This window comes from Dietzia sp. DQ11-38-2, from assembly GCF_014145055.1.
Lineage (GTDB): Bacteria > Actinomycetota > Actinomycetes > Mycobacteriales > Mycobacteriaceae > Dietzia.
This window is the reverse complement of record NZ_JAALDW010000098.1, coordinates 1-9,899: the sequence shown is the minus strand read 5'-3', so window position 1 is coordinate 9,899 and position 9,899 is coordinate 1. Positions and strand designations below refer to the sequence as shown.

At 70.1% G+C, this 9,899-nt stretch carries 10 protein-coding genes and 1 tRNA gene; 4 read left to right on the top strand and 7 right to left on the bottom strand.

What is annotated here, in order from left to right; translation table 11 throughout:
• Positions 1 to 198: 198 nt before the first annotated feature.
• From G6026_RS03885 to G6026_RS03865, 5 genes are all read right to left on the bottom strand, one after another.
• Positions 199 to 843, bottom strand: a complete 645-nt coding sequence (locus G6026_RS03885) for a 50S ribosomal protein L25/general stress protein Ctc (protein WP_182612305.1) — start codon at positions 841 to 843, stop codon at positions 199 to 201.
• Between the two features lie 219 nt (positions 844 to 1,062).
• A complete protein-coding gene (gene arsC, locus G6026_RS03880; protein ID WP_107756935.1) occupies positions 1,063 to 1,422 on the bottom strand; it encodes an arsenate reductase (glutaredoxin) in 360 nt (119 codons plus the stop codon).
• Between the two features lies 1 nt (position 1,423).
• On the bottom strand, positions 1,424 to 2,401 hold the full coding sequence (locus G6026_RS03875; RefSeq protein ID WP_107756934.1) for a ribose-phosphate diphosphokinase: 978 nt from the start codon (positions 2,399 to 2,401) through the stop codon (positions 1,424 to 1,426).
• A 17-nt stretch (positions 2,402 to 2,418) separates the two neighbouring features.
• Positions 2,419 to 3,879: a bifunctional UDP-N-acetylglucosamine diphosphorylase/glucosamine-1-phosphate N-acetyltransferase GlmU gene (gene glmU / locus G6026_RS03870; RefSeq protein ID WP_182612304.1), complete on the bottom strand. Its 1,461-nt coding sequence runs from the start codon at positions 3,877 to 3,879 to the stop codon at positions 2,419 to 2,421.
• A gap of 124 nt (positions 3,880 to 4,003) precedes the next feature.
• Positions 4,004 to 4,615 carry an NAD(P)H-dependent oxidoreductase gene (locus G6026_RS03865; protein WP_182612303.1) on the bottom strand — a complete coding sequence of 204 codons (612 nt, stop codon included), beginning with the start codon at positions 4,613 to 4,615 and terminating at the stop codon, positions 4,004 to 4,006.
• Positions 4,616 to 4,725: 110 nt separating this feature from the next.
• On the opposite strand from G6026_RS03865, the gene G6026_RS03860 reads away from it, so the two are divergent.
• The gene (locus tag G6026_RS03860; RefSeq protein WP_182612302.1) at positions 4,726 to 6,546 is read left to right on the top strand and encodes a thiamine pyrophosphate-requiring protein; all 1,821 of its coding nucleotides are present in this window, start codon (positions 4,726 to 4,728) and stop codon (positions 6,544 to 6,546) included.
• The gene (locus G6026_RS03855) at positions 6,543 to 6,701 is read left to right on the top strand and encodes a hypothetical protein (RefSeq protein ID WP_156607217.1); all 159 of its coding nucleotides are present in this window, start codon (positions 6,543 to 6,545) and stop codon (positions 6,699 to 6,701) included. Before G6026_RS03860 ends, G6026_RS03855 begins: the two co-directional genes overlap by 4 nt.
• Here the strand turns inward: G6026_RS03855 and G6026_RS03850 are convergent.
• The gene (locus tag G6026_RS03850) at positions 6,698 to 7,978 is read right to left on the bottom strand and encodes an oxygenase MpaB family protein (RefSeq protein ID WP_182612301.1); all 1,281 of its coding nucleotides are present in this window, start codon (positions 7,976 to 7,978) and stop codon (positions 6,698 to 6,700) included. The genes G6026_RS03855 and G6026_RS03850 overlap by 4 nt on opposite strands.
• Before the next feature lie 108 nt (positions 7,979 to 8,086).
• On the opposite strand from G6026_RS03850, the gene G6026_RS03845 reads away from it, so the two are divergent.
• Positions 8,087 to 8,731, top strand: coding sequence for a TetR/AcrR family transcriptional regulator (locus G6026_RS03845; RefSeq protein WP_309230285.1), 645 nt, complete (start codon positions 8,087 to 8,089; stop codon positions 8,729 to 8,731).
• Between the two features lie 71 nt (positions 8,732 to 8,802).
• Here the strand turns inward: G6026_RS03845 and G6026_RS03840 are convergent.
• Positions 8,803 to 8,874, bottom strand: a tRNA-Gln gene (locus G6026_RS03840).
• Positions 8,875 to 9,077: 203 nt separating this feature from the next.
• On the opposite strand from G6026_RS03840, the gene G6026_RS03835 reads away from it, so the two are divergent.
• Complete coding sequence (locus G6026_RS03835) at positions 9,078 to 9,749, top strand: TetR/AcrR family transcriptional regulator (protein ID WP_107756926.1); 672 nt, start codon at positions 9,078 to 9,080, stop codon at positions 9,747 to 9,749.
• The last annotated feature ends 150 nt before the right edge of the window (positions 9,750 to 9,899 follow it).

Here is a 9,899-nt window from a genome sequence, read left to right as displayed (position 1 = left end):
ACGCCGGGATCGCCGTGATGATGGTCGCGCTGGCCGTCGGCCTGATCCGCGGGTAGCGACCGGGGCCGGGGAGTACAGCCGGGCGCAGAGCTCCGTGGGGAGCGGGAGCCCGGGTGAATGACCTCGGGCCCGGTCCGACGCGGTGGTCGAACCGGGCCCGGTGCCGGGTCGCGGGAGGTCAGGCCTCGCCGCGGGAGGTCAGGACTCCTCGCCCGCCTGCTCGGCCTCCTGGGCGGCGTCCTCGGCGGCCTCACCCTCGGGCGCCTCTTCCTCCTCGGCCTCGAGATCGGACTCGGAGGGCGCCTCGATGATGTTGACGATCAGCAGCTCGGGGTCGGAGACGAGGGTGGCTCCGGAGGGCAGAGTGATCTCCGAGGCGGTGATCTGGGTCCCGGCCTCGGCGTCCTCGACCGAGATCTCGAAGCCCTCGGGGATCTCGGTGGCGTCGACCTCCACCTCGATGACGTCGGCGTCCTGCGTGACGAGGGTGCCGGGCGCCGCGTCTCCCGTGAGGGCGACGGGGATCTCGACGGTCACCTTCTCGCCCTTGCGCACGACGAGGAGGTCGGTGTGCTCGATGATGCGGGTCAGCGGGTGCACGTCGATCTGCTTGGGCAGCGCGAGCTGCTCCTCGCCCTCGATGTCGAGGGTGAGCAGAGAGTTGGTGCCGTGGGCACGGAGGACCGCGGCGAACTCGAGCGTGTCGAGGAGAAGGTGACGCGGCTCGGTGTGGTGACCGTAGAGCACCGCGGGGACCTGGCCCGCGCGGCGGGCGCGGCGGGCCGAACCCTTGCCGAACTCGGTGCGGATGGAGGTCTTGAGGTTGTTGATTTCCTTGGCCATGGTGAACCTTCTGTCGGTGGGGAGCGCGCGTGCGCTCTGCGGGCGGGAGACCTCCCCGGCGACCGAGACGATCGCGCTGGGCGGCCCACCGGGGACCACACCGACAATGATCGCGTCGATAACGGAGTGGCCCGTCTCAGGGCCCTCCCTCGCCGAGATGACCCGATCAGCCTAGCGGCGCCGGGCCCGGCCCCCAAATCACACCGGGCCCCGCCGCCGTCAGAGGATCTCCTCGACCGCGGAGGTGGGCCGCGCCAGGCGCGTGCCCCTGCCGGTGACGACGAAGGGCCGCTCGATGAGCCGGGGGTGCGCCACCATCGCCTCGAGCAGCGCCTCGTCCGAGGCCTCGAGCAGGCCGAGCTCGGTGAACTCGGCCTCCTTGACCCGCACGGCCTGCCGCACCGTCAGCCCGGCGTCGGAGATGAGGGTCCGGAGCTCGTCGACCGTGGGTGGGGTGTCGAGGTACCTGATCACGGTCGGCTCGACGCCCCGCTCGCGGAGCAACTCCAGCGCCTGCCGGGACTTGGAACAGCGAGGGTTGTGGTAGATCGTGGCGCTGCCCGCGGCGTCCGCGGACACGTCAGGCGTTCCCGTTGAACAGGCTGGTCACCGAGCCGTTCTCGAAGACCTCGTGGATGGTGCGGGCGAGCAGCGGGGCGATGGAGAGCACAGTGAGGTTGTCGAACCGCTTCTCCGGCGGGATCGGCAGGGTGTCGGTGGTGATGACCTCCTTGGCCCCGCACGAGGCCAGCCGCTCGGCGGCCGGGTCCGAGAAGACACCGTGCGTGCAGGCGATGATGACGTCGCCGGCGCCGGCGTCCTTGAGCACCTTGACCGCGCCGGCGATGGTGCCGCCGGTGTCGATCATGTCGTCCATCAACACACAGGTGCGCCCCTCGACGTCGCCGACGACGCGGTTGGACTTGACCTGGTTGGGAACGTTGGGGTCGCGGGTCTTGTGCACGAAGGCCAGGGGAGCGCCGTCGAGAGCGTCGGCCCACTTCTCGCCCACCTTGACGCGGCCGGCGTCGGGGGAGACCACGCAGATGTTGTCCGTGCCGTAGTGCTCACGCACGTAGTCCGACAGCTGGCCCTGGGCGTGCATGTGGTCGACGGGGCCGTCGAAGAAGCCCTGGGTCTGGTCGGTGTGCAGGTCGACCGTGATGATCCGGTCCGCACCGGCCGTCTTGAGCAGGTCGGCCACGAGGCGGGCCGAGATGGGCTCACGCCCGCGGTGCTTCTTGTCCTGCCGCGCGTACGGATAGAACGGCAAGATGGCCGTGATCCGCTTGGCGCTACCCCGCTTGAGGGCGTCGATCATGATGAGCTGCTCCATGATCCACTTGTTCAGCGGCGCCGGGCAGCTCTGCAGCACGAACGCGTCGCAGCCGCGCACGGACTGCTCGAAGCGGACGAAGATCTCCCCGTTGGCGAAGTCGCGGGCGGTCTGAGGGGTGACCTCGACCCCCAGTTCGGCGGCGACCTGATCCGAGAGTTCGGGGTGCGCGCGCCCCGCGAAAAACATCAGGTTCTTCTGGTTGTCGATCCACTCGCTCACTCGGTGAGTCCGTCCTTCTAGGAGTCGTTCCGGGTACGTAGGGCGGCCTCGGCCGAACCGGAATCCGGTCGGTTCTGGATCACCCAGTCGTCGATATTCCGCTGTCGTCCGCCGGACACCGCCAGGGCCCCGGGCGGGACGTCGTTCTTGATCACGGTACCCGCGCCCGAATAGGCCCCGTCCCCGACGGTCACCGGCGCGATGAACATGGTGTCCGAACCGGTGCGGCAGTGATCGCCGATCACTGTACGGTTCTTGTTCACCCCGTCGTAATTGACGAAGACGCTCGATGCCCCGATATTGGTGTGCTCGCCGATCTGCGCGTCGCCCACATAGGTCAGGTGCGGGACCTTGGTGTGCGCCCCGATCGAGGACTTCTTGACCTCCACGAAGGTGCCGATCTTGCTGCGCTCTCCCAGCTCCGCCTCCGGACGCAGGTACGCGAACGGCCCGACCTCGGCTCCGGCCCCGACGCTCGCGCTGACGGCATGGGTCCGCACCACGGTCGCGCCCTCGCCGACCGTGGTGTCCTGCAGGGTGGTGTCCGGGCCGATGGTCGCGCCGTCGCCGATGTCCGTGGACCCGGTGAGGTGGGTGCCCGGCAGGATGGTCACGTCCCGGCCGATGCGCACCCCCACGTCCACCCAGGTGCTGCTCGGATCGACGATCGTCGCCCCGGCCCGCATGGCCTCCTCGCACAGGCGGCGGTTCATCTCGGCCGAGAGGGCGGCCAGCTGCACGCGATCGTTGACCCCGGCCACCAGGTCGGCGTCCTCGATACGGTGACCGCGGATGAGCCCGTTGGACTGACGGGCCAGCTGGATCACGTCGGTGAGATACAACTCGCCCTGCGAATTGTCGGTGCTCAGTTCGCCCAGTTTCTCCCGCAGCACGCGGGCGTCGAAGGCGTAGATGCCGGAGTTGACCTCATCGATCGCCCGCTCCTCGTCCGAGGCGTCCTTGTGCTCGACGATCCGCAACACCTCGCCGTCGTCGTTCCGGACGATCCGTCCGTACCCCGTGGGGTCCGGTGCCGTGGAGGTCAGGACGGTCACCGCCGCCCGCGGACGCAGGTCGTGTCGCGTCACCACCTCGCGCAGGGTGTCGGCGTCCAACAGCGGGATGTCCGAGGTGGTGACCAGCACTGTCCCCGAGAAGTCCGCGGGCAACGCCGCCATGCCGGCGGCCACCGCGTCACCCGTCCCGTTCTGCTGTTCCTGCACCGCGGTCGCCACCGGCACCCCCAGGTCGACGGCGAGGTCGTCCACCGCGGCCCCGACCTGCTCACGCTGGTGCCCCACCACCACGATGATCTGCTCCGGCCGGATCCCGGCGGCGGCGTGCAGCGCGTGGCCGAGCATGGTCCGGCCGCACACCCGGTGCAGCATCTTGGGGGTCGAGCTCTTCATCCGGGTGCCGGAGCCGGCGGCCAGGACGATGACTGCGGCCTGCGAGCGGTCGGTGTCGGGTGTGGTCATCAAGTCTCCTCGGGCGGCGTGAGTTCCGCGCTGGCGGGCGTGGCGGTTCGTCCCGGCAAGGATAAAGGGTGTCCCCGGACGGGAGGACCGGGTCTGCCCTAGCCGCACCGGCCAGGGGACCTGCTCAGACCGGCGGGTACCGCTCCGCGCGCAGGAGCCGCGCCAGATGCGCGGCGTTGGCGGACAACGTGGCGATGGTCGAGGACACCGCGGACGGGGTCTCGTCGAGATCCGCGTAGTCCTTGGGGTTCATGGCCTCGTGGTTCCAGTACGTGCACCCCTGCGCCGGGATCGTGAACCCGATGTCGTTGAGACCCTGGAACGTGTCGGCCACGATCTTGTGCGCGCCGTCCTCGTTGCCGACCACGGCCGTCACGGCGACCTTGCCGAACATCGCGGGCCGTCCCTGCTCGTCGGTCTCCGACAACTGGGCGTTCAGGCGCTCCAGCACCCGCTGGGCGATGCTCGACATGTGCCCAACCCAGGTCGGGGTCGCGAGCACCAGCACGTCGGCGGTCTTGATCCTGTCCAGGATCCGCGGCCACTGGTCGCCGTCCCCCATGTCGTCCTCCACCCCGGGACGCACGTCGAAGTCGGCCACCCGCACGGTGTCGCCGTCGATCCCGTGGGACGCCAACTCGTCGAGTACCTGACGGGCGATGAGGTCGCTGCTCGACTCGGCGGGTGAGGCCTTGAGCGAGCACACCAGGGCGATTGCGTTCAGTGAGGTCTCCATGGCGGGGACGGTAGGAGCCGGGCCTTGAGAGGACAACCGGTGGAGGCCGGTCGGTGCGGCCCCTACGGTGGGCCCCACCGACCTGGCCGTCCAGCGGAGAGGGGACAGATATGACCCACGACAAGACGGTGGCCGACCTCGTCGTCGAACGGTTGGTCGCCTGGGATGTGGAACGGATCTACGGGTACGCCGGTGACGGCAACAACCCGCTGCTCGGCGCGCTGCAACGGTCTGACGTGGCTCCGAGGTTCATGCGGGCGCGGCACGAGGAGTCGGCGGCGTTCATGGCGGTGGCCGAGGGGAAATACTCGGGCGGGGTGGGGGTGGTCACCTCCACCCAGGGCCCGGGCGCCGCACACCTGATCAACGGCCTGTACGACGCCAAGCTGGATAGCGTCCCGGTGGTGGCGTTGGTGGCGCAACAGCACACGAGCGCGCTCGGCTCGGACTACCAGCAGGAGATCGACCTGAGCAGTGTGTTCGCCGACGTCGCCGGCCCCTTCATGCAGACCGTCGTGTCGGCCGAGCAACTGCCCATGGTGATCGACCGCGCGTTCCGCTCCGCTCTGACGCACCGGACCCCGGTCGTCGTCGTCATCCCCCACGACGTGCAGACCGCGCCGGCGCCGCAGCTGGCCGGCGAGCAGGGTCAGGAGGAAGGGGTCCAAGAACACGGCGTGGTGGTGACCGCGCCCGAGTGGACGCACGGGGTGGTCTGCCCGCGTGAGGACGACCTCGCGCGCGCGGTCGAGGTGCTGACCGCGGGGGAGCGCGTGGCGATCCTGGCCGGGCGCGGCATGGCCGGGGCGCAGCAGGAGCTCATGGCCCTGGCCGAACGCCTGGACGCCGGCGTGACGATGAGCCTGCTGGGCAAGCCGTACGTCGACGAGTCACACCCGCTGGTGGGCGGGACGATGGGCCACCTGGGGACCACGGCGAGCGCCCGCATCCTGCAGAACTGCGACACCCTCCTGATCGTCGGATCGAACGACCCCTGGACCGAGTTCTACCCGCGGCCCGGGCAGGCGCGGGCCGTACAGATCGATCTCGACCCCTCGCACCTGGCCAACCGCTACCCGGTCGAGGTGGGGCTGGTCGGGGACTCGGCGGTCGCGCTACGTGCCCTGACCGAGCGCGTGGGCGAGCGAGATCGGTCGACGTGGCGCGGAGAGGTGGAGACGTGGGTCGGGCAGTGGCGGGAGATCTCCCGCGAGCGCGCCGAGGTCCCGGCCCGGGGACTCAACCCCGAGCTGGTGGCCCGTCGGCTGTGCCGTCACATGCCCCACGATTCCCGGCTCGCCGTGGACGTGGGCAGTTCGGTGTACCACTACGTCCGGCAGATGGACCTGCCCACGTCGGTACCGGCCCACCTGTCGTCCACGCTGGCGTCGATGGGGTGCGGCATCCCGTACGCGATCGCGGCCAAGGCCACGGCCCCGGCCCGTCCGGTCGTGGTGCTGGCGGGTGACGGAGCCGTGCAGATGCTGGGGATCAACGAGTTGATCACCGTCTCCGAGGCGTGGCCCGGATGGGCCGACCCCACGATGGTCGTGGTGGTGCTGTGCAACGGCGACCTGGCCGAGGTGAGCTGGGAGCAGCGGGAGACCGAGTCGGCCCCGCGGTTCGCGCCGTCACAGGACGTCCCGGCGTTCGACATGGCCGGCTACGCCAGGCTCCTGGGCCTGCGGGGCGTCCGCGTCGAGGACGGCCGGCAACTCGACGCGGCGCTCGAGGAGGCCTTCACCGCGGACCGGCCCACGGTGATCGAGGCGGTCACCGATCCGGATGTCCCGCTGCTGCCCCCCTTCCCCCACGGCCGGGAGATGCTGGGTTCGATGCGCGAGGGACTCCGGGCAGAGGGGGACGAAGGACACCACGGGTTGGTACTGCTGGAGGAGTACGCCCGAATCGAAGAGGAGAGGTTCACATGACCGGGATCAACGAGCCCGACCCCCAGTCCGTCACCCGTCAGGGCGAGGAGGAGGTCCGCACCCCCCGCAACCGCCGTCAGCCCCTGCTCGCCGTCCTGGCGATCGCGGCGATCCTGGTGCTCGTCCTGGCGCTCGTCATGTCCGGTGGAGGCTAGGCCGGTGCGGGCGACGGGGTGCGGTCGTGACGGCGCGCCTCGACACGGCGCTTGACGTCCTCGATCGCGCGCACGCGTCGCCGATGGCCGCGCCGAGCGGCTCGCACGGGTCCACCGGGCAGGGCCACCTGTGCCCGATCGGCGACAAGGTTGCGGGCGGCGATGAGCGGCAGGAGAGCGACCGCCGGGCTCAGGCGGGGGATGCCGACGGCGTCCGCGTACTCCGATCCCAGTGACAGGCGCGCCAGGTCGGAGTGGACCCGGGAGAGCAGTCCGTCCAGGCCGGGAATGCGTGAGTCCCGGACCCGGCGACCGTAGAGCAGGGGAGCGGCCGCGAGGGTCGACCCGGTGAGCGACGTGGACGACTCGTCCGGATCGACCTCCGCCCAGGCCGCCAGCCACGTCAGGCGCAGGAGATCGTCGATGGACGTCACCTGCAGTTCGGGAACCACGCCCATCGAGTGCGAGATGTAGCGGTACAGATGGATGATCGCGTCACGTTCGCGTCGGGAGTACCAGTGCCCGGCGGCCATCGCCCCCAGCGCCACACCGATGATCGGAACCATCGTCACGCAGTAGTGCAGTTGGTTGACCGGCTTACCGTGGGTGTCGGGGTTCCAGTCCCCGCCGTGCTCGATACCGGCGCGGATGTAGGCATGGACCAGGCGGACCCGGGCGGTGTTCTTGGTCCCCTCGCCGAACCGCTCCATCCCTCCCGGCGCGGCGCAGTCGATCGACGACGAGACGGTTTCGGTGATCCGTGCCGCGGTCCGGTCGGCCAGTTCCCCTCCGCGCAGCAGCACGTCGTTCACGCGGGGTGAGACGTAGCTGGCGGGGAACGCGATCCCGGCGGTGAGCGCGGTCAGCGTGTGCGTCGGCGTGCGCGCGATCGCCTGTGCCGCCAGGTCCAGCTTGTCGTAGTCCACCCAGTAGGGCACGTCGTCGATGCTCGCGATGAACGCCGCGACCGCCGGGTGCGGATCCGTCACTGTCTCGATGCCCTCCTCGAGGGCCTGTTCGACCTGGCCTCGCAGTGTCGCGCCGCCCCCGCCGTGGATGGCGGCAACCACCTCGTCGGCCACGGGGTCGCAGGTGTGCATGAGCTTGGTGAACGCCTGCACCTGGGCCTCGGTCGGCCGGACCGAGTCCCCGGCCATCAACGACATGATCCCGCGGAGGACACCCCGCTGGAGGATCGAGGGTGTCTCGACCCGAGCGTCCCTGTCGTGGAGACGAGGCGTCGGAATCGTTCGTGGTGTCGACGGGGCGTGCGTCATCGATCTCCTCCTGGGTGTGGTCGGACCACCATGGCACGAACACACCCAATTAGTAAACACCTGATTCCGGAATTGGGCGATTCCCCGGCCCTGTGCCATCCTTGACCCGTGTCACCACGTGAGGGCCCGCGCACGTACGCGGGTATGGAACCCGAGGAGCGCCGGGTGCAGCGGCGCCGGCGGTTCGAGGAGGCGATCGTCGATGTGATCGCCACCGAGGGGCCCTCTGCCGCGACGGTCCGCCGAATCTCGGCGACGGCCGGAGTGGGACCTCGCTTCTTCTACGACCACTTCCGCGACACCGACGACCTGATCATCTCCGTCTACGACACCATCGCGGCCGACCTCGTGACGCGGGCGACGGTGGCGCTCGTGTCAGCCCCGCACGACGTCTACGCTCGCGCGCATGCCGCCGTGGGGGCCATCGTCGAGTCGATCGCGAACGACGTCCGTCGGGGACGGTTTCTCCTGTCCGACACGCCTGCTGTGGTCGAGTCCCGTCGGCGATTCGTCCATCGGGCGGCGGACGCGCTGGTCGAGCAGTCCACCGAGCTCGGCGAGCCGCTCGACAAGGCGTCGGCTGACGTCATCGCCGTCGTGGTGATGGCGGGGGCGTCCGAGCTGGTCCGTGGATGGCTCGACGGCGTGCTGGAGGTGGGCCCGCAGGAGATCACCGGTCTCCTGGCCACGACGCTGACGAGCCTGGTCGATCAGAGGACGTCGAACAGCTGGCCGAGAACTCCGGCCGGGTAGGACTCCGCGCCCGGGACTCCACGCCCGGGACTCCACGCTGCCTCGTGGCCCGGGCCGGGCCGCTGACTCGGCTCCCCCGCCAGGACTCGAACCTGGAATGTCTGAACCAAAATCAGAAGTGTTGCCGATTACACCACGGGGGAACGACCCTGACCGGGTCGGTAACAGTCTGGCACACCTCACGCGGCCCGCTGCCGCAGACCTGGTCGCACCGGTGCGTTCCGGTCCGGTCCCGCCGGGGCGGGGGCGGCCGCCGGGGAGGGCCCGCTCGGCCGACTAGGCTTGGGGGACTGTCTCGAAGGGGTTGATGATGACGGGCGAGGGCATTCCGGCGCCGAGGACCAGGATGACGGCCGCGAAACGACGGCAGCAGTTGGTCGACGTGGGTCGCCGGATCTTCGCCGAGTACGGCTACGATTCCGCCACCGTCGAGGAGATCGCGGCCGTGGCGGGGGTGTCCAAGCCGGTGGTCTACGAGCACTTCGGCGGCAAAGAGGGGCTCTACGCCGTGGTCTGCGATCGCGAGCTGGCGTACCTGGGTGCGGAGATCACCGAGTCCCTTCAGGGCGAGGGGTCGCGGAGGCGCATCGAGCGCGCCGCCATGGCGCTGTTGCGGTATGTCGAGGAACGCACCGACGGCTTCCGCATCCTGGTCCGCGAGTCGTCGATCGCCCCCGGTGGATCGTATTCGACCCTGCTCAACGACGCGACGGCGAGCGTGACGTACATCCTCGAGGAGGAGTTCGTGAACCGCGGCTTCGACCCCGTCACCGCGAGCGTGTACGCGCAGGCGCTCGTGGGCATGGTCTCCGGCACCGCGCAGTGGTGGCTGGACGTGCGTACCCCGCCCAAGGAGGAGGTGGCCGCGCACATCGTCAACCTGTGCTTCAACGGGCTGTCCCACCTCGACCCGCGGCCGAGCCTCGAGGCCGAGGTGCGAGACAAGTACGCCGGCCCGAGCAGTCCGGAGGGCACCCTGGCGGGCCGTGACCTACGCCCGGGCCCGGGCCGCCCGTAGCGATCCCCGTCCCGGGCCGGTCGTCGACCTCAGGCCGCGGCGGGTGAGGGCAGCCGTTCGAGGTCGGCCCGCAGACGGAACGCGACGGCCACCATCACGGCGCCCGCAGCCAGTCCGAACCAGCCGGCGAAGGTGACGAACGCGCCGGTC

Bases quoted from the DNA above. Each gene is read 5' to 3' on its own strand.
- G6026_RS03885 (WP_182612305.1), bottom strand. From the start codon at position 843: ATGGCCAAGGAAATCAACAACCTCAAGACCTCCATCCGCACCGAGTTC.
- glmU (WP_182612304.1), bottom strand. From the start codon at position 3,879: ATGACCACACCCGACACCGACCGCTCGCAGGCCGCAGTCATCGTCCTG.
- G6026_RS03865 (WP_182612303.1), bottom strand. From the start codon at position 4,615: ATGGAGACCTCACTGAACGCAATCGCCCTGGTGTGCTCGCTCAAGGCC.
- G6026_RS03860 (WP_182612302.1), top strand. From the start codon at position 4,726: ATGACCCACGACAAGACGGTGGCCGACCTCGTCGTCGAACGGTTGGTC.
- G6026_RS03855 (WP_156607217.1), top strand. From the start codon at position 6,543: ATGACCGGGATCAACGAGCCCGACCCCCAGTCCGTCACCCGTCAGGGC.
- G6026_RS03850 (WP_182612301.1), bottom strand. From the start codon at position 7,978: ATGACGCACGCCCCGTCGACACCACGAACGATTCCGACGCCTCGTCTC.
- G6026_RS03835 (WP_107756926.1), top strand. From the start codon at position 9,078: ATGACGGCCGCGAAACGACGGCAGCAGTTGGTCGACGTGGGTCGCCGG.